This is a genomic window from Burkholderia sp. Z1 (genome assembly GCF_014893795.1).
GTDB classification, from domain to species: Bacteria; Pseudomonadota; Gammaproteobacteria; order Burkholderiales; family Burkholderiaceae; genus Burkholderia; species Burkholderia theae.
Genome location: NZ_JACFYL010000001.1, coordinates 1,943,373 through 1,965,075 on the forward strand (window position 1 = coordinate 1,943,373; position 21,703 = coordinate 1,965,075).

Below are 21,703 nucleotides of genomic sequence, written 5' to 3' on the forward strand. Positions count from 1 at the left end.
GAAACGGCCCGCCGCGCGTCACACCGTCACGACTTCACCCACACGCCGCCCGCACTCGGGTTGTCGCCCTGCGTCCACCATTTCGCGCAGTACTTCGCGCCCTGGTACATCACGCACGTGCCGCCCTGGTAGGCGGTCGTGGCCGACCATACGGGCGAGCCGCCGCCGACCGGCTTCCACACGGCGGCCTGGCCGGGCACGTCGCCCTGCGTCCACCATTGCGCCTGATACGTCGTGCCCTGGTAGGTGACCGTCGCGCCGGCCGTATAGACCTGGCCGGCCGCCCAGGGCGCGCCCGGTTGCGGCGTGCCGCCGTTCGAGCCGCCGCCGTAGTTCGGGTCCTGCGTGACACCCGCGCCCCACTTGCCGTCGAGTGCCTTGAAGATCGTCGCGAACGCGTACGGCTGCTGCGCGACGCCCGAGCAGGTCGGCGACGCATACGCGCCGTTGCTCGGGCACGGCTGGTCGCGGCCGACCGACCAGTTGCCGAAGAATCCGTAGCCGTTGTTGACCGCCGCGTTCAGCACGCTTTGCGCGTTCGCGAGCGTGAAGGTCTCGCCCTGCACGTCGTTCACGCCGATCATCGGCGTGACGCCGACCATCTGCCAGAGCTGCGCGCTGGTCTTCGTCTGGCCGACCGACTTGAACGCGGTGTCGAGTTGCGCGTACAGCGCCTGCGCGGCGCTGATCGCGGCCGCGCCCATGTCGATGTTCGCGGGGCCGTAGTCCATCGTCATCAGGTTCACCGCGTCGAACGACGTGTTGTTCGCGATCGCCGCGTTGACGACGTTCACGCCGTCCTGCGTGAGCCCGGTCGGCATCGTCGGCAGCGTCAGCGTGACGTGCAGCGGCTTGCCCTTCGCCGCATAGTCGGACTGCAGTTGCGCGACGGCCTGGAAGTTGCGTGCGACCGAGGCGGTGTCCTGCTGCGACGCGCCCTCGATGTCGAAGTCGATATGCGTGAGGCCATACGTGTCGATCACGGTCTGGTACGCCGTCTTCAGCGCGGGGACCGTCGAGCACGCCTGCATCAGCGGCGTGCCGTTCGCGCCGCCGAACGATACGGCGACTTCGCCGCCTTTCGCACGATAGCTCGCGATCGACGTCGACAGCGCGGTGAGCAGGCCGCCGCTCGCGCCGTTGCCGATCGACTGCACGCCGCCCCACGACGGCGCGCAGCCGTTGCCCGCGACCACGAACGCGAGCGTGAACTGCTGGATGCCTTGCTGGACGCCGATCTGGTCGACGAGCGGCGTCGGATAGAGCGTGACGTCGACGAAAGGCGCATAGACGCCGGCGCCCTGGGACACGCTCGCGGCTGCGAGCAGACAACCCGCGGCAAGCGCGCGCGGGATGAAACGCGGCAACACATTGTTGTTCATTGGGTTCTCCAAGTGGAAGAGGGATACGCTGGCCCGCGTATCGCCGCCGGACGGGCGACCGGGCATGCCCGGCCGGCGGCGTGCCCATCTTGGAGGATTCGCGCCGAATAGTGAATGGTTAGGTGTTCTTTTTGTTATTTGATTCCCGATACGTAACGATCTTGCCGATTCGACACTGTTCTGTAATGCGCCGGGCATCGATCAAGAAAAACTTACCACCGGTTTCGAAATAAAAACGTCACGCTCGGCACGCCCTGACAGCCGCTTCCATCGTGTAATCACGTGTAATCGCTTTCGCCTTACGCACGGCATAACTTTGTCTTCGAGCGGAGTGCTTTCGCGCGCGGCTCATCCACGATGCAATGTCGTCTTATCCATAAGGAGCTCAAAATGCTGGAAAGAATCGTAGCAAAGCAGGCAGTCGGAAGCGTTCCAGGCGGCGACCAGAATTCCTGGATCAACCCGCCTTTCAATGCGCAAATCACGTTCCCGGGCACGTTTTCGACCGCGCCCATTGTTGTCGTGACGGCCCTCCAGGACCCCAACGACTCAACCAATTATCCGGACACGTTCTCGGTGACGGTGACCCAAGTCACGACGACCGGATTCAACGTCAACATCACCCGCGAAGATAAGGTGTTTCCCAATTACTCGGGCAGCGATTGGGGGCAAAACCTCTACGTTTCGTATATCGCCGAAGTGCCGAGCCAATAAAAATCGAACCGGAATAATGCGGTCGCTGCCTCTTTTCTAACTGCGCCGGCTTCACCGCCGGAAGTTTGACCAGGCAGTTCGGCGGCTGGCCAGCCGCAGCCATTCGCTGCGGCTGGCCGCCATCGGTGTCACGTGTTGCGCCGCATGCTCCGCGCAGGTTGCTTGCGTCGGCGAGGGCTGTTGAGGCAGTCGTGGTGCGTTGTCGGACGACGCAGAGCCCGCGATCCCGATGCCGTAAAGGATCGCGCTTCGAAAGCCGGCACGGTCGCCTTTCGATGAAAGATGGCCGCCGTCGACGGCAGGCGGGAGCGCTCGAATCCGTCGGCCAGATCGGCCATGTCCAATGTCCGGCGTATCCGCCGACCACCGCTGCATGTACGTCAAGAGCATCGATTCGGTGTTCTGAATATTGACTCACGGCACGCGAGGGAAGGGTGCACTGGTGCATCTGCGCCGCTCGCGCCCCCCATTCTCGTCAGGAAGGTCGAAAAATGACAAGCACTCTACACATTCCGGCTGGCTACTTGACGCTCGGCCTGGACTCCACCGGCGCCATCGTCGAACTCATCGATTCCCGCAGCGGCCGCAACTACATCTCGCCCGGGAAGTTCGTCCTGCTCGTCAGACTCGTGATCAACGGAATACTGGTGTTGCCCGCCAGCGTCCGGTGGTCCGCCGCTGACAACACGCTGTCCTTCGCGAATGACACCGGCATCGCATTCGAGGTCGATGTCCGCGTCCTGCAGAAGACCGGCTATGCCACCTTTGAAGTCACCCGCGTGAAGACCGACCGCGCTTACGACGTTCAGGCGCTGCTGTGGGGGCCATTGCCTGTCGCGATCAACCAGACCGTCGGCGAAGCCGCGGGCGTGGTACGAGACAACGAATTCGCCATCGGCCTCAAGCCGCTCAACGACCGCACCGAAGGCGCGTGGCCCAAGGAATATCCGCAATACGGCTGGGGAAACGACATTATCTCCAATCCGTACAATCTGTACGTGGCGTCGATGGAACCGTGGAGCGTGGCGGCAAAGACGTCATGGGGGGCCGTGCTGCGAGCCTTTACGTACGACTACACGCGCCGGCGCGATCGGCTCAACCCCGATGGCTATCCGATCCCGCTCGGCCCACTCGACCGCGCAGGCTCGGTAATCGGATCGAAGATTGCGCTATACGGCAGCGCACCGGAGCTCGTGACGACCCTGTTGTCGTTCATTGCTTCGGGTGAAAATCTCCCGTATCCGACCCAGAATGGCCAGTGGCAGAAAGTGGCGCAGGCCAGCGGCCAGTCGTCTTTCGTGGTGAACGATCTCGACACCGGCAATGTCGACAAGGCTGCCCGCCTCGCCCACAGCGCGGGAATCAACTACATCTACTCGCCAGAGAACTATCGCGGCCCCTGGAAATCCACCGGGCATTATCAGTTCGACTCCACCTTCGGCGGCAGCGACAACGGGGCTGAAAAGCTGGTGGAAACTGCCAAGGAGCACGGTGTCCGCGTCGGCGTTCATACCATGTCGGACTTCATCAGCGTTGGCCCGCCCACCTCCATCGATCGCTACGTTTCACCGCCCGCGGACCCTCGTTTAGCCTTGGGCAGCCAAGCCACCTTGTCCCGGTCGTTGAACATGACGACCGCGATGCTCTACTTGAGTGGATTCGTACCGATGCCGGACGGGATCAAAGAGAAGATGCTACGTATCGGCGACGAGTTCATCTCGTACAAAGATGCCCAAAGGAGCGGCAGTGAATGGAAAGTCAGTGGGCTGACCCGAGGCCAGTGGGACTCCATCCCCGCCCCGGCCGCGCGCGGCACGCCCGTTGCGAGTGTGATCTTGAATTCGTATAACGGGGCCATCGGCGGCCTCGGCATCATCGACGAGATCGCCACCCGGCTGGGGACCATCAGGAACAACGTCGGCATCCGGTACCACTCCTTCGACGGGGTGGAATCCGCCAGTGATACCGGCTGGGGCAGCTTCGGCATTGCCCGGTTGATAAACGGCACCTACGCTGCCCAGACCGGGCACGATGGATACATCAGCGAGACAAGCCGGATGACCTCGAATGCGTGGGATATGCTGACCCGGGCGAACTGGACCAACCCGGATATGGATCAGCTGTACCGCAACAACGTGTTCTACCAGGCCAACTACCTGCCGGGCATGCTTGGATGGTTCGATATCACAGACCTCTCGTTGACCCAGATCGAAACCAGGCTCGCACGCGGCGCGGCGCTCAACGCCGGCATAGGCTTCCGGGGCTGGGTGGCAACCTTGCCCTCGGCGCCGAAGATTCTCGACAAGATCAAGCAGTGGGAAACAGCCAGGAATCTCGGCGCGTTCACCGAAAAGCAAAGGGCCGCGCTTCGCGACCAGACTACCTGCTGGACCCTGGAGACCATTACCCCCGGCCAAAGTTGGTCGTTGCGGCCGGTAAGTTCCGGAGGCATCCCGATCGGCAATCCGCAGACCGTATCGGTGCCGACACCGCAACTGGGCCCCGCAGTCTTGCCAGCCGCCGCTCGAGGCACGCTCTACGCAGCGAAAATCACGTCGAATACGCCTGCGACCGTCCGTTTCACGGTGACCAGCGGGGGATTGCCCCCAGGCCTCCAGTTCAATCAGGATACTGGCGGGATCGTTGGTACGCCCGGGAGGACCGGGAGTTACACGTTTGGCGTCACGGCCACGAACGACGGGGGACTGCCTGACGCGCGTGCGGTTTACACCATCGTGGTGAACTGAAGTATCGAGCAGCCCTCATCGAATTCGCGCGCGACTGCGCCGGCATTCGGGACGCGCGTCAATCCGGCGATACCTGCGGCATTCGGTGAGGGCGATCAGCCGCTTTGGCGAACGTGATCGATGTGGAAGAGGGTGTTGCGCGGCCAGGACACCGGAACCACGGGGGAAGAGCGATCCGGGTCGTTTGACCCGCATCATGCCGATGCGGGTTGCACAAGCGAGCGCGCGAGCGCGACGAAGCGTTCGACGCACGCCGACGAAAACGGCTCGCTCCACGACACGATCTGCTCGACCGCACGCGTGCCGGCGAGCGGCACGTACACGACGCCCGGACGCTGCAGCGTCGCCGTGAAGCCCGGCACGATCGCGATACCGCGTTCGGCGGCCACCAGCGACACGAGCGTCGTGATCTGCGCAGCGGTCGCGCCGATGCGCGGTGCGAATCCGGCCTGCGCGCACAGGTCGTCCAGCGCCGCGGTCAACGCCGAACCGTAACCGGGCGGAAAGGTCACGAAGGTTTCGTTTGCAAGCGCCGCGACGTCGACGCTCGCGCGGCCCGCGAGCGGATTCCCGGCCGGCACGGCCGCGACGAGCGGTTCGCGCGACACGACGAGCGACGCAACCGGCACACCGGGCGCGCCGTCCCACGCCCAGCCGAAACCGATGTCCATCGTGCCGTCCGCGATCTGCTGGCGCTGGCTGGCGGTCGCCGCTTCGCGGAACGCGAGCTCGACGTCGGGCATCGTCCGGCTCGCGACGCGGATGACGTCCGGGAACGTGTCGGACATCGGAATCGAGCTCGCATAACCGATCACGAGGCGCCCGGCGATGCCTTGCGCCATCTTGCGCGCGCTCGCCTCGGCCTCGGCGGCCGCGCTGACGACGTTACGCGCATGCTCGAGGAACAGCGCGCCTTCGGGCGTCAGCCGCACCGCGCGCGTCGAACGCTCGAACAGCCGGACGCCGAGCTCGCTTTCCAGCGCGGCGATATGGCGCGTCAGCGGCGGCTGCGCGACGCGCAGGCGCAATGCCGCGCGGCCGAAGTGCAGTTCGTCGGCGACGACCACGAAATAACGGAGGCGGCGCAGGTCGAGCATTGTTGTCGTTCCGGTATCAAAGACGGTGAAAACGGTATTGGCGTGCATGCGGCGCGCTCGTCAGACTGTCGGCATCGACGACCAGGCCTCTCCGATGAACGACCGGACCACGCGCATCGCGTTCTTTCTTTGCGGCTTCGCCGCGTTTCTCAATCTCTATTCGACGCAGGGCATCCTGCACGAACTCGCGGCGACCTTCGGCGTCAGCGCGGAGCGCGCGGGGCAGGGCGTGAGCGCGACCACGACGGCCGTCGCCATTATCGCGCCGTTCGTCGGCGTGCTGGCCGCACGCATCGAGCGGCGCATCGCGATCGCGTGCGCGGCAGTGGCCGTCGCACTGCCGGTCGTGTGGTCCGCGCATGCGGCGAGTTTCACGTCGTTTCTCGGCGCGCGCTTTGCCGCCGGCCTGATCATGCCGTTTGTCTTTGCGCTGTCGATCGCGACTATCGGCGAACGTTTCGATCGCGGCACGTCGGCCGAGATCGGCGCGCTGTTCGTCGCCGGCACGACGCTCGGCGGTTTCGCGGGCCGCTTCGCGACCAACCTGCTGACGTCGATGTGGGGCTGGCGGCACGCGCTCGACGTCGTCGCCGCGCTGTGTCTCGTGACGGGCGTGGCGATCTATGCGAGCCTGCCGGCATCCCGCGCGATCGCGCCGCGTTCCGGCCACGATGCGGATGCGGGGCCGTCATGGCGAGTCGTCACGCGCGGCCCGCTGCTCGCGTCGTTCGCGATCGGCGCGTGCGTGCTCGCGTCGCAGGTCGCGACGTTCACGTTCGTCGGCCTGCGGCTTGCGCGCGCGCCGTTCGGCTTCGGCACGGTCGAGATCGGCGCGATCTATGCGGTGTTTCTGGTAGCGGTGGTGGTGACGCCGCTCGCGGGGCGCCTCGCGCGGCATCGCGGCCCGCGCGCGCCGGGGCTCGCCGCAGCTGCGCTTGCGATCGGCGGGGCGCTGTTGACGCTGTCCGACAGCGTGCCCGTGATCCTGGCCGGCCTCGCGCTCAGCTCGACCGCCGTGTTCGTCGAACAGGCGTCGGCCAACACGTTCATCTCGCAGGCGGCAGCGTCGGCGCGCTCGACGGCGATTGGCATCTACCTGTCCTGTTATTACTTCGGCGGCAGTCTTGGCTCGATCCTGCCGGTGCCTGCGTGGCATCGGTGGGGATGGGCCGGCTGCGTAGCGTTCGTGCTCGTGGCGCAGGCCATCGTCGGCGTGCTCGTGTACCGCTTCTGGCGAACCGGCAGCGCAGCCGGCACCGAGCATGCCGACGCGCGCGGCGCCGGGTTCACACGCTAGCCCGCTTCAGCGATACCAGCGCGGCGTATAGACCCACTCGCGCCCGTCGCCGATCGCGAAACGCCGGGTGGTCGACGAACCGACGATCACCATCGTGCGCATGTCGACCTGATCGCTGCGCAGCGCGCCGAGCGTCGTCGTCGCGAGCGTCGCGCCCGGCCGGCCGATGTCGCGCCCGAGCACGACCACCGTATCGGCCGCGCGGTGCGCGCGCACGACGTCGAGCGCACGATCGAGCTGCCACGGCCGCGCACGCGAGATCGGGTTGTAGAATGCCATCACGAGGTCGGCTTGCGCCGCATGCCGCAGACGTGTCTCGATCACGTCCCACGGCTTCAGGTTGTCCGACAGCGAGATCGCGCAGAAATCATGGCCGAGCGGCGCGCCGGCCTGCGCGGCCGTCGCGAGCGAGGCCGATACGCCGGGCTCCACGCGCAGGTCGACCGCGGCCCATTGCGGGTCGCGCGCTTCGTCGAGCGCTTCGAGCACGGCCGCGGCCATCGCGAACACGCCGGGGTCGCCCGACGACACGACCACGACGCGCCGGCCTTCGGCCGCGAGCTCGAACGCATGGCGCGCGCGCTGCATCTCCTCGCGATTGTCGGTGCCGTGCACACGCTGGTCGTCGCGAAACGGGCCGGCCATGGTCACGTAGGTCGTGTAGCCGAGGATGTCGGTCGCCTGGTCGAGCGCGGCACGCGCGGCCGGCGTGAGCCACGCGGCACCGCCCGGGCCGAGGCCGAGCACCGTCAGGCGGCCGCGCGCGCGGCCGAGCGTGGCGGGATCGACCGGCTGCGACGCGACCGCGCATGCGAGGCCTTCCGATGTTGCGCGCAGCGTGTGCGTGACGCGCAATGCATGGCCGAGCAGCGTCGCCGCATCGGCTTGCGCGTCGCGGTCGGCATCGACATCGATATCGACATCGACGAAACGCAGTGGCACGTCGAGCGTTTGCGCGGCTTCCTCCAGCGCGGCGTGGCCGATCGCCGATGCCGGCGCGACGATGGCCGCGAGCGCCAGCCGCGCGAGGCCTTGTGCGTCGAGCGCCGCTTCGATGCGCGCGGCGAGCGTTTCGTGCGCGTGCACGGCATGTGCAGCGACGCCGACCACCACGCTGCGCGGATGGATCACGAGCTCGTCGCGCGTGCCGCGCCACGCATCGGGCGTCACGCGGATCGCATGCGCGGCGGCGGCGGCGCGCGGCAGCGCGACATCGTCGAGCCACGGCGCCGCGCCATCGATGCGCGTCGATGCGCCCGCAAGCAGGTCGGACACGAAGCGCTTGCCCTGCGAGAGATCGGCGAGTGCATATCCTTCGGGCGGATTGAGCACGCACGCGCCGAAGCGCAGTTCGCCGCTCGTCGTGATCGCCGGCGCGACGCCGAGCCATTCGGCCAGTTCGCGCGCGATCGCGTTCACGCCCGTCAACCCGCCGAGCAGCGGCACGACGGCCGACCCGTCTTCCGCGACCGCGAGCACGGGCGGCTCGACGCCCTTGTCGGCGAGCGCGGGCGCGATGCAACGGATCACGATGCCGGCCGCGCACAGCGCGACGATCGGCAGGCCGCGCGCATAGAGTTCGCGCAGGTGCGCGCCGAGCTCGTCGAACGGCACGTCGGCGTCGACGCGCGACGCGAGCCCGTGGATGCGCGCACCCGGATAACGCGCCTGGATACGCCGCGCGGTGTCGAGCGCGCCCGCGCCGAGAATCACGATCGCGGGCGGAGTCGTCATCCTTGCCATTTTTCCCCCGGCACGACGAGCAGCGAGAAATACGGCGACGCCATCGGGTCGACTTCGTCGAGCGGCACGATGCGCTGGCTCGCCATCGTCGCGCGCTCGACATACAGCGCGCGCTTCGCGAGCCCCAGTTCGTCGAGCACGCGCCGCACCTTGTCGAAATTGCGGCCGAGCTTCATCACGACGGCCGCGTCGGCCTGCGCGAGCCGCGCGCGCAGTTCGTGCTCGGGCAGCACGCCCGACAGCACCGACAGGCTCTGGTTGCGATAGACGAGCGGCTGGCCGAGCACGGCCGTGCCGCCGAGCATCGCGCACACGCCCGGAATGACCTCGGTGTCGTAGCGCGGCGCGAGGCGGTCGTGCAGGTACATGTACGAGCCGTAGAAGAACGGGTCGCCCTCGCAGATCACCGCGACGTTACGGCCCGCGTCGAGGTGCGCGGCGACGATCTCGGCGGCCGTATCGTAGAAGTCGGCGATCACCGTCTCGTAGCAAAGCGGCGGCGGCAGTGCCTCGGTCGTCACCGGATAGACGAGCGGCAGTTGCGTCTGCGCGTCGAGCAGGTGCGCTTCGACGATGCCATAGGCATTGCCTTTCTTGCCCTTCGCGACGAAATACGCGACCACGGGCGCGGCCTGCAGCACGCGCAGCGCCTTGATCGTCATCAGTTCAGGGTCGCCGGGGCCGACGCCGACCCCGAACAGGCGTCCGCGCGCGGTCGTCATTCGACCTCCGTCGCGAGCGCGTTGACCGCGGCGGCCGCCATCGCGCTGCCGCCGCGCCGGCCGAGCAGCGCGACGTACGGCACGCCGCGGCTGTCGGCGTCGAGCATCGCCTTCGATTCGGCCGCGCCGATGAACCCGACCGGGAACCCGAGGATCAGCGCGGGGCGCGGCGCGCCGGCGTCGATCATGTCGAGCAGATGGAACAGCGCGGTCGGCGCATTGCCGATCACGACGACGCTGCCTGCCAGATGCGGGCGCCACAGTTCGAGCGCCGCGGCCGAGCGAGTGTTGCCGAGATGCCGCGCGAGATCGGGCACCTCCGGCTCGCCGAGCGTGCAGATCACGCGGTTGGCCGCAGGCAGCCGCGCGCGCGTGATGCCTTCGGCGACCATCTTCGCGTCGCACAGGATCGGCGCGCCCGCCGCGAGTGCCGCGCGGCCCGCCGTGCCGGCACCGGCCGAGAAGCGCAGGTCGTAGACGACGTCGACCATCCCGCTCGCGTGAATCACGCGCACCGCCAGTTTCTCGAGATCGGGCGGGACCTGCGACAGGTCGGCCTCGGCACGGATCGTCGCGAACGACTGGCGGTAGATTTCCTGCCCGTCGCGAATGTAGTCAAGCATCGGTGTGTCCTGGCTGTGCCGCGCCCGTCAGTCGGGCCGCGGCCTGGTCAATCGTCAGATGGCGCGCGAGCGGGGCGCCGAGGCCCGCGGCGGCGTCGCGCCGGTAAAGGTCGTAGTGCGCGGGCGCCACCGCAACGAGCGTGTGCATCGCGGGATGCGGCAGCGCGCAGTGGCGCTCGCAGCCGCTCAGGTGTACGTCGACCGGATGGCCGATACGGGCGGCGAGGGCGAGCGCGTCGTGTTTCGTGTCGGCGTGCGCTTTCGCGCAGCCCGCGCTGCCGGTGCATGCGACGAGCGTCGCAAGCGGGTCCGACGGCGCGCAGACGAGGCCGAGCGACGCGAGCGCGGCAAGCGTGGCCGGTGCGCGTTCGCGCGACACGCCGTGCATGAACACGCCTTGCCACGGCGTCATCGACAGCGTGCCGTCGCCGTCGGTGTCGGCCAGTGCGGCGAGCCGTTCCAGTTGTGTCGCGTCGAGCCGGCCGAGCACGAACTGCGCGCCGACGCTGCAGCGCGCCGCGTCGTGCGACGGGCGCGTGCCGAAACGCAGTGCCGGATCGGCACGCATGCGCCGCCAGCCCGCCAGCGCCGGATCGGCCGCGAGCGGGAACGGCAGGTAGTGCTGTGCGCGTTCGAGCAATGCGCGTTCGCCGCACGTCGCGAGGAGGGCGCGCATCCGCGTGACGTCGGCCGGCGCGAGATCGAGGAACGCGAGCAGCAAGGCGCGGACCAGCGCGACACTCTGATCGGGCGACACGTCGACCAAAGCCGGCCGGTCGCCATGCGCGACGGGCGGGCAGCCGGCCAGCCCGGCCGCGATGCGTACCGCGCCGTCGTCGCGACGCCACGCGGCCAGCCAGATGTCGTGCGGATGATCAAGCGCCGCGACCGATTCGCCGCCGTCGAGTTGGATCGAGAATTTCGGCGACAGCTCGACGCGACGCGGTTCACGCGCCAGCATGTCGAGCAGCGGCATTGAGAGCGAACGGCTGTCGACGAGTGCGGCGGGATCGTGCCCGGCAAGCGGGCTGAGCATCAGGTTGCGGGCGTCGTCGCTCGCGGCGAGCGCGGCCGCATCGGCGCCGGCGTCGATGCGCGGGCCGAGACCCGCGTCGAGCAACGCGCGCGTCAGTGCGTCGGCCGCATCGTCGCGGATGCCGCGCAGCTGGAGATTCGCGCGATTGGTCGCGTCGATCGCGCCGGAGCCGCAGGCGCGCGCGGCGGCGGCGATCGCACGTGCCTGATGCGCGTCTAGCCGGCCGCCCGGCAGCTTGATCCGGCACAGCCCGCCGTCGGCGGCCGCGACCACGCGCACGAGCCCCGGGCAGGCCGATGGGCGCACGACGGGGGACGGAGGAATCGAATCGGGGGCGGAACTCAACGGGGTACCGGGGCAGTGTCGCGCCGCGGCCAACGCATCGGTACACCCCGCCCGACGCCGACTGGCACGCACGCACTTTCTGGCCGGCAGGTCTCCTGGCTGACAGGTCGGCACCGGCTCCCGGCCTTCCCGGTCGAACCAGTGGCATGAGGGGGAGATCGGCTCGCTGTCTACAGTTGCGGGGGCAGCCACAGCGGCGCGCGGTGCGCCCTGTGTTCCCTCTTCGGCCCCGAAGGGCACCGGCGAACGAACGGCCGTAGGATACCCGATTTCGATCGCGATTCGCGACCGGCAGGCCGTTCGCGACGGGCGAAGCGGAAGAGGGCCGGCCAGCGGCGGGCCGGCAGATGAAACGGGCGATGGAACACGGTACCATGCCGTTTTTCGCAATGCGGACGGCTGCGCCGGCTCTTTCACGGCCGCGCGGCGACACGATGGATTCGAACGATGGGGAAGGGTGCATGACGGCGTGGCTGACGGTAGTGGGTATCGGCGACGACGGTTACGCGGGGCTCGGACGCCGCGCGCGGCGTGCGCTGCTCGACGCGACGCTTGTCGTCGGCGCGACGCGCCATCTCGACATGCTGCCCGCACGGCTGCCGGCCGCGCGCGAAGCGTGGCCGTCGCCGTTCGATCTCGCGGGCGTGCTCGCGCGGCGAGGGTCGCCCGTCTGCGTGCTCGCGAGCGGCGACCCGATGCTGTTCGGCGTCGGCGCGACGCTCGCCCGCGTGCTTTCCCCCGACGAATGGCGCGTGCTGCCCGCACCGTCGTCGCTGTCGCTGGCGGCCGCGCGCCTCGGCTGGGCGCTGCAGGACATCGGCGCGGTATCGCTCGTCGGCCGTCCGCTCGCGACGCTCGCACGCCACCTGCTGCCGGGCCGGCGCCTGTTCGTGCTGAGCGCCGACGGCCGCACGCCGGCCGCCGTCGCGGCCGAACTCGTCGCCCGCGGCTTCGGGCCGACGCGCATCAGTGTCTTCGAACATCTGGGCGGCCCGCTCGAGCGTCGTCTCGACGGCCTCGCGCACGACTGGAACATCGACGAAACCGCCGCGCTCAATCTGGTCGCGCTCGACTGCCAGGCCGGCCCCGACGCACCGCGCCGCGCGCTCACGCCCGGCCTGCCCGACGATGCATACCGCCACGACGGCCAGCTCACCAAGCGCGACCTGCGCGCGATGACGCTCGGGCGACTCGCGCCCGCGCCCGGCGAGCTGCTGTGGGATGTCGGCGCCGGCAGCGGCTCGATCGGCATTGAATGGATGCGCGCACATCCGTCGTGCCAGGCGATCGCGATCGAAGCGCATGCGGAGCGGCAGCGCTTCATCGAGCACAACCGCGATGCGCTCGGCGTGCCGGGCCTTCAACTCGTCGCCGGCCGCGCACCCGATGCGCTCGCGGGGCTCGCTGCACCCGACGCGATCTTCATCGGCGGCGGGGCGACGGCGCCCGGCGTGCTCGACGCATGCTGGTCGTCGCTGAAGCCGGGCGGCCGACTGGTCGCGAACGCGGTCACGCTGCAGGGCGAGATGGCACTCGCTGCATGGCGCGATGCACACGGCGGCACGCTCACGCGCGTGTCGCTCGCGCATGCGGAGCCGCTCGGCCGCTTCGATACGTGGCGGCAACCGTTGCCGGTCACGCTGTATGACGTGCGCAAGCCCGACGCGGCCGACGCGACCGGGCCGTCGAACCCGACCAACGTGTGATGCGCGACGAAACCCCCGAACAGCCCGCGCCGCTGCGTTTCGGCTATACGACCGGAAGCTGCGCGACCGCGACGTCGCTCGCGGCCGCGCGCCTGCTGCTCGCGGGCCGTGCGGACGACGCGGTCGAGATCGTGCTGCCGAAGGGGCAACACGTGTTGATGCGGCTCGAGTTCTGCCGGATCACCGCCGACGGCGCCGAGGCCGGCACGATCAAGGATGCCGGCGACGATCCGGACGTGACGCACGGCGCGCTGGTCTTCGCGCGCGTCGCGCTCGCGGCGGCGCCCGGCGTGCGCTTTCATGCGGGGCCGGGCGTCGGCACGGTCACGCGCGCGGGGCTGACGCTGCCGGTCGGCGAACCGGCGATCAACCCGGTGCCGCGCCAGATGATGACAACGCACCTCGACGCGCTGGCGGCCGAGCATGGCTACGCGGGCGGTTTCGACGTGACGATCGGCGTCGAAGGCGGCGAGGCGCTCGCGCTGAAGACGATGAATCCGCGCCTCGGTATCGTCGGCGGGCTGTCGATCCTCGGCACGACCGGCATCGTGCGGCCGTTCTCGTGCTCGGCCTATATCGCGTCGATCCACCAGGGCATCGACGTCGCGCGCGCGAACGGCATCACGCATATCGCCGCGTGCACGGGCAACGCGAGCGAGGACGCGATGCGCGCGCACTACCACCTGCCCGACATGGCGCTGGTCGAAATGGGCGATTTCGCGGGCGCGGTGCTCAAGCATCTGCGGCGCGCGCCGATCGCGCGCCTGTCGATGTGCGGCGGCTTCGGCAAGCTCAGCAAGCTCGCGGCCGGCCACCTCGACCTGCACAGCCGCCATTCGAGCATCGATCTGCCGATGCTCGCGCAATGGGCGGCCGAAGCGGGCGCGAGCGAGGCGCTGCAGGCCGTGATGCGCGGCGCGAACACGAGCCAGGAAGCGCTGAAGCTCGCGCTGGCCGACGGCGTGCCGCTCGGCGATCTCGTCTGCGCGCAGGCGCTGCGGGTTGCGCGCGACATCGTGCCGCCAACGGTCGCCGTCGAGATGTTCGCGATCGACCGGCAGGGCCGCTTCGTCGGGCAAGCGCGATGAGCGCGCGCATCCTGCTGCTCGGCGGCACCGGCGACGCACTGACCATCGCGCGCGCGCTCGGCCCGCAGCACGTCTACAGCCTGGCCGGCCTCGGCAAGGTGCCCGGCGACCTGCGCTGCGACGTGCGCGTCGGCGGCTTCGGCGGCGCCGCCGGATTGACCGCCTATTTGCGCGACGCCGGCATCGGCCTCGTGGTCGACGCGACGCATCCGTATGCCGCACGAATCAGCGCGAACGCGGCCGCCGCGACGCGCGACGCGGGCGTGCCGCTATGGGCGCTGCGCCGCGCGCCGTGGGTGCCGCAACCCGGCGACGACTGGCGGATGGTCGACGACTGGGCCGGCATCGAGGCCGCGCTCGCGCCGTTCCGGCGGCCGCTGTTCACGCTCGGCCGCGAGCCGCTCGCGCATCTCGATGCGATTCCGCCGCACCAGTTCTGGCTCGTGCGCTGCCTCGACGCGCATCCCGGCAACGCGCAGGCGCAGATCATTGCCGCACGCGGGCCGTTCACGCTCGACGGCGAGCGTGCGCTGTTCGCGCTGATGGGCATCGACGTCGTCGTCAGCAAGAACAGCGGCGGCGCGGCCACCGAGGCCAAGCTCGACGTCGCGCGCGAACACCGGCTGCCGGTCGTGATGCTGCGCCGGCCGCCGCTGCCCGACGCCGACCGCGCATTCGACTCGGCCGCCGCGCTGCTCGACGCACTCGATCCGGCTGCGCGCGCGTGACGCCGCGCGGCCGATCATCCAACGAATAAACGGAGATTTTTCGATGACGGTGTATTTCATCGGCGCGGGCCCCGGCGACCCGGAGCTGATCACGGTGAAGGGCCAGCGCCTCGTGCGCACGTGCCCGGTGATCCTGTATGCGGGCTCGCTGGTCCCGCCGGCCGTACTCGACGGCCATCGCGCGGAGCAGGTCGTCAATACGGCCGAACTCGACCTCGACGCGATCGTCGCGCTGCTCGCCGGCGCGCATGCGAAAGGGCAGGACGTTGCACGCGTGCATTCGGGTGACCCATCGCTATACGGCGCGATCGGCGAGCAGATTCGCCGCCTGAAGGCGCTCGGGATTCCCTACGAAATCGTGCCGGGCGTGACGGCCACGGCCGCGTGCGCGGCGACGCTCGGCGTCGAGCTGACGCTGCCCGGCGTCGCGCAGACGGTGATCCTCACGCGTTTCGCGGGCAAGACGACGATGCCGGAAGGCGAGGCGCTCGGCTCGCTCGCCGCGCACCGCGCGACGCTCGCGATCCATCTCGGCGTGCGTCATCTCGCACGCATCGTCGACGAAGTGCTGCCGCATTACGGCGCCGATTGCCCGGTCGCGGTGATCTATCGCGCGAGCTGGCCCGACGAGGAACGCGTGACCGGCACGCTCGCCGACATCGTCGACAAGGTGCAGGGCACGCAGATCGAGCGCACCGCGCTGATCCTGATCGGGCGCGTGCTCGATGCCGAAGGGTTCGCGGATTCGACGCTGTACGCGAGCGCGGGCTGATCACGCGCGCGCCGGCCGGAGTTCGGCGCGACGCTCGCGCAGGTGCGTGTAGATCGCGGCGCCGATCGTGATCGCTCCGCCGACGAAGTAGATCGGCGACGCCGATTCCCCGAGGATCAGGATCGAAGCAGCGATGCCGACGACGGGGATCAGGTTGAGCACGACCACGCTCCAGTACGACGCGTTGTCGCGCGCACCGCGAAAATAGAACAGAAACGCGAGCGTGAACTGCAGCACGCCGATCGCCAGCGCGGGCCACACCGCCGACCAGGCCGGCAGCCGGTGCAACCCGTCACCGCCGTCGGCCTCGATACCAAGCAGCACGAGTGCCAGAAGCAGCGAACCGGCCTGCTGAATCAGCAGCATCGTCGTCGCGGACGGGAGCGTCACGGCCTGCGTCGACAGCGACACATACAGCGCGGCCACCATCACGCCGGCGAACACGAACGCGTCGCCGCGCAGCGATGCATGCCCGTCCGCCGATGCATCGCCGAGCGCGATGACCACGACGCCCGTCAACGCAACGACGCCCGCGACCAGCAGCCGCGTGTCGACCCTGAACCGGAACAGCGCGATGTTGAACGCGAGGATGCCGAGCGGTTCGAGCGCGAAGATCACCGCCGTGTGCAACGCCGACGTGGATTGCATGCCGACGAATCCGAGGTAGTACGCGCCGCACGGTTCGAGCATGCCGATCAACGCGACGACGGCGACCTGCGCCGGTGCGATGCCGGCGAGGCTGACGCGTTGCACGGCGGCGACGCACGCGAGCGCCGCGACGCTCGCGGCGATCTGCAGCACGATGAGCCACGCGGGCGAGAGGGCAGGCAACGCCATCTTGCTGAACGGAATGGCGACGCCCCAGCACAGCGTCGCCATGATCAGGCATCCGGTCTTGCGCGCGCTGCCGTTCATGCGGTGACTCCGCTCGAGATATCGACACGTAAAATGCGGGCGTGCGGCCGCCCGGATCGACGGGATCGCGCCGCGGCTGACATCGGCGACACGATGGTTTAAATTATATGCGTGACGCACACATATACTAGGAGCGCCTACGTGAAAAAGCAACGCCTGAACAATCTGCTGGGCGCGCTCGCGCTTGCGCTGAACGACCGGGTAGAGGACGCGATCGCCCGCGAAACAGGGCTGCATGGGTCGATCGCGGATGCGCTGGTTCTGCTGTCGCAGGCGCATACGCTGACGATCGACGCGCTCGCGCGGCAACTGATGCTCGTACATTCGTCGGCGGTGCGACTTGCCGAGCGGATGGCGCAGGAAGGGCTCGTCGCGCGCGAGCCCGGCGAAGACAAGCGGACGGTCGTGCTGGCGCTGACCGAGGCCGGGCACGATGCGGTGCAGCAGGTGCTGGGCGCGCGCGGCGCGGCGATCGCGGACCTCACGCGCACGTTGACGGCCGAACAGTGCGCGCAGCTCATGCCGATCTGCGAGCAACTGATCGGCGCACTGGCCAGCGACATGCAGAACGCGATCCGGGTCTGCCGGCTGTGCGACGAAGATGCGTGCGACTTGCGGCGGTGCCCGTCCGAACGCGCGTATCGACGATTCGTCGCGGAGCGCGATACGACGGGCTGACCAGGCTGATGGGACTGACGCGGGGCCGAACGCCTAGGCGCTCGCGACACGCCGCGCAAGCCTCGGCGCAAAACCCGCCGCCAGCACGAACAGCACGATGCACAAGCACGCCATCGCTACCCACGCGGGCGTCAGATCCGCGAGATGCTGGCGCACGACGCCGGCCGCGAACGGAAACAACCCGGCGATCAGGTAGCCGATACCCTGTACGAAGCCCGTCAGCGATGCGGCATCGGCCGGCGTCGCCGCATGGTCGACGGTGACGATCAGCGACAGCGGAAACAGCGCGCCGATTCCCGCGCCGAGCAGCAGCGCGGCCGGCAGCGCGAGCGTTTCGGGCGCGGCCAGCATCACGAGCAACCCGATCAACAGCGACGCGATCGCCGCATGCAGCGCGGGCCGGCGATCGGGCAGGCGGTCGATCGCCGCCGAGATCGTCAGCCCCGCGACGACTTCCGCGAGCGTCACGCCGCCGAGCAGGCTGCCGGCCGCGGTCGGCGACCAGCCGAGCCGCATGTAGTACGGCGGCAGCCACGCGAGCACGAGCGTGTACGCGCCCGTCGCGATCCCGAAGAACAGCGCGAGTCGCCAGGCGCGCGGCGAGCGCGACGGCTGCGCATTCGACGCCGAAGCCGGCCCGGCCGCGAGCGCATCGCCGCCGCGGCTGGCGAGCGGCCAGGCGAGCGCGGCCACCACGGCCGGCAACGCCCAGCCCGCGAGCGCGGCGAGCCAGCCCCAGCGGGCCGCGGCGAACGGCGCGACGACGCTCGCGAGCACCGCACCGCCCATGATCGACGTCGAATACACGCCCATCGCGCCGCCGATCCGCGTCGCGAAATGCGCCTTCACGAAGCCGGGCAACAGCGCCTGCACCATCGCGATCCCGATGCCCGCACAGCAGGCGCTCGCGAGCAGCAGCCACGCGTGCTGCGCGCCGATGCGCGCCACGCAGGCCAGCCCGATCAACGCGACGCCGAGCCATACGCCGCCCGCGATGCCGGTCACGCGCTGCAGGCGCCGCGCGCTCAGCGCGCCGAACCCCATCAGCAGGACCGGGATCGTCGTCAGCAGGCTGGCCGCGCCGTCGCTCATGCCGGTCGCGCGCTGGATCATGTCGAGCAGCGGGCCGACCGCGGCCAGCGCGGGCCGCAGGTTCAGCCCGACGAGCACGATGGCGGCGAGCCGCCATCCGGGGGAAGTGAAGCGATTCATCGACAGGCCCTCGGTATCGGTGCACGGCATCCGTCCGGGTGCCGTGGGTTTTCAGGTAAAGTATCTCGACATCAAGATAAACGCCGATTTATCTCGACGTCAAGATAACTGGTGAGCCGAGGAGGGTTAATCAATGGATCGAGCCGCGCATGCGCTCGCGCAATGGCGCGCCGAACGTCCGGATCTCGACGCGTCGTCGATGGTGGTGATGGGGCGGCTGCAGGAAGCCGCGCTGGTGATCGCGCGCGACCGTCTCAATCCGCTGTTTGCGCGCTTCGGGATGCAGCCGGGCGAATTCGACGTGCTCGCGACCTTGCGGCGCGGCGGTGCGCCGTTCGCGCTGACGCCGACGGCGCTGTACGACGCGCTGATGATGTCGTCGGGCGGGATGACCGCGCGCATCGACCGGCTGCAGAGGGCCGGCTGGGTCGAGCGCCGGCCGAACCCGGCCGACGGGCGCGGCACGCTCGTCGCGCTGACCGAAACGGGCCGCGCGCTGATCGACGACGCCGTTGTCGCGCACATCGACAACCAGCGCACGATGCTGGCCGCGCTGTCGGACGCGGAACAGGCGCAGTTGTCGCGGCTGCTGGAAAAGCTGCTGGCGGGGCTGGAGGAAACGGCGCCGGAAAGTCAGGGCCGGAAGTAGCGCCGCGTGGCGCGATACGAACGCGCCAGGCGGGCGGAAAGATACGCCCGCCGCGCAATGCGGCGGGCTGGACAGATCGCGGGCAACCCGCCCGCGCTGCCGGTCAGCCGCGGGCCGGGATGTTGAGCCCGCGCGCGACGGCCGGGCGTGCGACGAACGCGTCGAGCGCCCGTGCGACGTGCCGGAATTCGCTGAAGCCGACGAGATCGCCCGCTTCGTAGAAGCCGACGAGGTTGCGCACCCACGGGAAGATCGCGATGTCGGCGATCGTGTAGGTGTCGCCCATCACCCACTTGCGGTTCGCGAGATGCGCGTCGAGCACGGCGAGCAGGCGCTTCGATTCGGCGACGTAGCGGTCGCGCGGGCGCTTGTCCTCGTAGTCGCGGCCGGCGAACTTGTGGAAGAAGCCGACCTGGCCGAACATCGGCCCGATGCCGCCCATCTGGAACATCACCCACTGGATCGTCTCGTAGCGGCCGGCGAGATCCTTCGGGATCAGCTGGCCCGTCTTGTCCGCGAGATAAATCAGGATCGCGCCCGATTCGAACAGCGGCAGCGGCTTGCCGTCGGGGCCGTTCGGATCGATGATCGCCGGGATCTTGTTGTTCGGGTTCAGCGACAGGAACGCGGGCGACAACTGGTCGTCCGTGTCGAAGCGCACGAGGTGCGGCTCGTACGGCAGGCCGGTTTCCTCGAGCATGATCGACACCTTGACGCCGTTCGGCGTCGGCAGCGAGTAGAGCTGGAGACGGTCGGGATGCTGGGCCGGCCACTTTTGCGTGATCGGGAAGGCGGACAGGTCGGGCATGGAAGTTCGCTCGTCGACGAGGTGGGTGAACCGCGCCCCGCCAACCAGTCGCGTGCCGCGGACGATCCGCGGCGCGGGCGGCATCGGCGGGGCGCGCCGAAAAACGCCCACTGTAGCCGATCCTCGCAATCGATGCAGGCGTCGGCCGCGAGTCGCACCCGGGCGCCGCGTCAGCGCATCGCGTCGTCAGAAGTTGTGCCGCAGCCCGACCATCGCGGCCGTCGTGCCGACGCCCGGCGCGACCGGCTGCCCGTACACGAGCATCTGGTCCATCGTGCCGCGGTTATTCACGTGGCCGACCTGCGCATAGACCATCGTGCGCTTCGACAGGCTGTAGTCGGCGGTCAGCACGACCGACGTCGACTTGTTCGCCGAGTTGTTGCGATCCTTCAGGTAATACACCGCGGACGCGACCTGCAGCGCCGGCGTGAAGCGATAACCGACGCCGGCCGACAGCATGTCGAGGTTCACGCGGTCCGCGTGCGACGGATTCCTGCCGTTGCCGTACGACGCCGACACCGAGAAATCGTGGATCGTGTATTTCGCGCCGAAGTACATGAAGCGGTTGTTGTCGACGCCGGTCGGCGCGACACCCGGCGCCGGGTTCGTGTCGTGGCCGTTGTAGTAGAGCGCCGACAGGTTCAGCCCGTAGTTCGCGTACTTGAGCACGACCGATTCGCGCGTGCCGCCCTGGAACTGCCCGGCAACGCCGCCCGGCGCGTATTCGAGCGCGATCGACACGCCCGCGAACGTCGGCGACTGGTAGACGAGCGCGTTGCTGTCGTACAGCGCGCCAATCGCGCCGTTGGTGCTCGTCCCCGGCCAGCCGGCCGCGGTGTTCAGGCCGAGCCACGCGGTCAGCACGCTGCCGAAGAACTGCGCGTTGCGCACGTCGGTGTCGGCCATCGCGTAGATCATCGGCACGATCTGACGGCCGGCCGTGAACGTGCCGAACGGGCCCGACACGCCGAGCGATGCAATCTGGTTGAAGATCGCGACGGCGCCCGGCGTGTCGCTCAGCTGCAGCTTGCCGGTGCCGCTGTCGAACGAACCCTGCAGCTTGAAGTTGACCTTGTAGCCGCCGCCGATGTCCTCGCTGCCCTTGATGCCCCAGAAGCTCGAATAGATGCCGCCGTCCTTCATGCGGAACACCTTGCCGGTGTTCGGCGCGGTCGGGCTGAACGACGCGGCCGACGTGCTTTGATACAGCAGGCCCGTGTCGATCACGCCGTAGAGCGTGACGGAGGATTGCGCATGCGCGAGCGCCGAACAGCCGGCAAGCGCCGCGAGCGCGGCCAGTTTCGTCTTCATCGAAGTCTCCAGGATCGTAGTGGACCGGACGGGATCGAGCCCGTCCGGGTAAAGCGGGGAAGCGTCGAGGCAGGCGGGAAGGCGTGACGGGCGACGCCGCTGCGAGCCGTGCGGAAAGACTACGCAACGG

19 protein-coding genes and 1 riboswitch are annotated in these 21,703 nt (G+C 69.0%); of the genes, 9 read left to right on the top strand and 10 right to left on the bottom strand.

Going from position 1 to position 21,703, the window contains the following annotated elements; genetic code table 11:
* Positions 1-26: 26 nt before the first annotated feature.
* On the bottom strand, positions 27-1,382 hold the full coding sequence (locus H3H55_RS08940) for a chitinase (RefSeq protein WP_193098353.1): 1,356 nt from the start codon (positions 1,380-1,382) through the stop codon (positions 27-29).
* A gap of 390 nt (positions 1,383-1,772) precedes the next feature.
* On the opposite strand from H3H55_RS08940, the gene H3H55_RS08945 reads away from it, so the two are divergent.
* Positions 1,773-2,096 carry an H-type lectin domain-containing protein gene (locus H3H55_RS08945; protein ID WP_164992013.1) on the top strand — a complete coding sequence of 108 codons (324 nt, stop codon included), beginning with the start codon at positions 1,773-1,775 and terminating at the stop codon, positions 2,094-2,096.
* A 491-nt stretch (positions 2,097-2,587) separates the two neighbouring features.
* Entirely contained in the window at positions 2,588-4,843 is a 2,256-nt protein-coding gene (locus H3H55_RS08950) for an Ig domain-containing protein (protein ID WP_193098354.1), read from the top strand.
* 194 nt (positions 4,844-5,037) lie between these two features.
* On the opposite strand, the gene H3H55_RS08955 is transcribed toward H3H55_RS08950, so the two are convergent.
* On the bottom strand, positions 5,038-5,940 hold the full coding sequence (locus tag H3H55_RS08955; protein ID WP_048243686.1) for a LysR substrate-binding domain-containing protein: 903 nt from the start codon (positions 5,938-5,940) through the stop codon (positions 5,038-5,040).
* 94 nt (positions 5,941-6,034) lie between these two features.
* Here H3H55_RS08955 and H3H55_RS08960 point away from each other — a divergent pair, with 94 nt between their 5' ends.
* Positions 6,035-7,237 carry an MFS transporter gene (locus H3H55_RS08960; protein ID WP_193098355.1) on the top strand — a complete coding sequence of 401 codons (1,203 nt, stop codon included), beginning with the start codon at positions 6,035-6,037 and terminating at the stop codon, positions 7,235-7,237.
* 6 nt (positions 7,238-7,243) lie between these two features.
* Here the strand turns inward: H3H55_RS08960 and cobJ are convergent, their stop codons facing one another.
* Genes cobJ through cobG form a run of 4 tightly spaced genes read right to left on the bottom strand, consistent with a single transcriptional unit; the run spans position 7,244 to position 11,706 of the window.
* Entirely contained in the window at positions 7,244-8,971 is a 1,728-nt protein-coding gene (cobJ, locus tag H3H55_RS08965; RefSeq protein ID WP_193098356.1) for a precorrin-3B C(17)-methyltransferase, read from the bottom strand.
* Positions 8,968-9,702 carry a precorrin-2 C(20)-methyltransferase gene (locus H3H55_RS08970; RefSeq protein ID WP_193098357.1) on the bottom strand — a complete coding sequence of 245 codons (735 nt, stop codon included), beginning with the start codon at positions 9,700-9,702 and terminating at the stop codon, positions 8,968-8,970. The genes cobJ and H3H55_RS08970 overlap by 4 nt, the downstream gene beginning before the upstream one ends.
* Entirely contained in the window at positions 9,699-10,325 is a 627-nt protein-coding gene (locus H3H55_RS08975) for a precorrin-8X methylmutase (RefSeq protein WP_048243678.1), read from the bottom strand. The genes H3H55_RS08970 and H3H55_RS08975 overlap by 4 nt, the downstream gene beginning before the upstream one ends.
* Positions 10,318-11,706 (bottom strand): precorrin-3B synthase, encoded by a 1,389-nt coding sequence (gene cobG / locus H3H55_RS08980; RefSeq protein WP_413463958.1) that lies wholly within the window; start codon positions 11,704-11,706, stop codon positions 10,318-10,320. Before cobG ends, H3H55_RS08975 begins: the two co-directional genes overlap by 8 nt.
* 67 nt (positions 11,707-11,773) lie before the next feature.
* Positions 11,774-11,965: riboswitch (cobalamin riboswitch) on the bottom strand.
* A 202-nt stretch (positions 11,966-12,167) separates the two neighbouring features.
* Here cobG and cbiE point away from each other — a divergent pair.
* From cbiE to cobM, 4 genes are read left to right on the top strand one after another with little or no spacing between them, the layout of a single operon-like run.
* Positions 12,168-13,412 (top strand): precorrin-6y C5,15-methyltransferase (decarboxylating) subunit CbiE, encoded by a 1,245-nt coding sequence (gene cbiE / locus H3H55_RS08985; protein ID WP_193099473.1) that lies wholly within the window; start codon positions 12,168-12,170, stop codon positions 13,410-13,412.
* Entirely contained in the window at positions 13,412-14,500 is a 1,089-nt protein-coding gene (locus tag H3H55_RS08990; RefSeq protein WP_193098359.1) for a cobalt-precorrin-5B (C(1))-methyltransferase, read from the top strand. Before cbiE ends, H3H55_RS08990 begins: the two co-directional genes overlap by 1 nt.
* Positions 14,497-15,228 carry a cobalt-precorrin-6A reductase gene (locus H3H55_RS08995; protein WP_193098360.1) on the top strand — a complete coding sequence of 244 codons (732 nt, stop codon included), beginning with the start codon at positions 14,497-14,499 and terminating at the stop codon, positions 15,226-15,228. The genes H3H55_RS08990 and H3H55_RS08995 overlap by 4 nt, the downstream gene beginning before the upstream one ends.
* A 43-nt stretch (positions 15,229-15,271) precedes the next feature.
* Entirely contained in the window at positions 15,272-16,000 is a 729-nt protein-coding gene (gene cobM / locus H3H55_RS09000; RefSeq protein WP_193098361.1) for a precorrin-4 C(11)-methyltransferase, read from the top strand.
* Here cobM and H3H55_RS09005 read toward each other — a convergent pair whose 3' ends face one another.
* Complete coding sequence (locus tag H3H55_RS09005) at positions 16,001-16,915, bottom strand: DMT family transporter (protein WP_193098362.1); 915 nt, start codon at positions 16,913-16,915, stop codon at positions 16,001-16,003.
* A gap of 141 nt (positions 16,916-17,056) precedes the next feature.
* On the opposite strand from H3H55_RS09005, the gene H3H55_RS09010 reads away from it, so the two are divergent.
* On the top strand, positions 17,057-17,593 hold the full coding sequence (locus H3H55_RS09010; RefSeq protein WP_193098363.1) for a MarR family winged helix-turn-helix transcriptional regulator: 537 nt from the start codon (positions 17,057-17,059) through the stop codon (positions 17,591-17,593).
* Positions 17,594-17,626: 33 nt separating this feature from the next.
* On the opposite strand, the gene H3H55_RS09015 is transcribed toward H3H55_RS09010, so the two are convergent.
* Positions 17,627-18,805: an MFS transporter gene (locus H3H55_RS09015; protein ID WP_193098364.1), complete on the bottom strand. Its 1,179-nt coding sequence runs from the start codon at positions 18,803-18,805 to the stop codon at positions 17,627-17,629.
* Between the two features lie 133 nt (positions 18,806-18,938).
* Between H3H55_RS09015 and H3H55_RS09020 the strand changes: the two genes are divergently transcribed.
* The gene (locus H3H55_RS09020; protein ID WP_129514574.1) at positions 18,939-19,454 is read left to right on the top strand and encodes a MarR family winged helix-turn-helix transcriptional regulator; all 516 of its coding nucleotides are present in this window, start codon (positions 18,939-18,941) and stop codon (positions 19,452-19,454) included.
* Between the two features lie 103 nt (positions 19,455-19,557).
* Here the strand turns inward: H3H55_RS09020 and H3H55_RS09025 are convergent, their stop codons facing one another.
* Positions 19,558-20,262, bottom strand: a complete 705-nt coding sequence (locus H3H55_RS09025) for a glutathione S-transferase N-terminal domain-containing protein (protein WP_048251807.1) — start codon at positions 20,260-20,262, stop codon at positions 19,558-19,560.
* Between the two features lie 186 nt (positions 20,263-20,448).
* Positions 20,449-21,573 carry a porin gene (locus tag H3H55_RS09030; protein ID WP_193098365.1) on the bottom strand — a complete coding sequence of 375 codons (1,125 nt, stop codon included), beginning with the start codon at positions 21,571-21,573 and terminating at the stop codon, positions 20,449-20,451.
* Positions 21,574-21,703 lie beyond the last annotated feature (130 nt).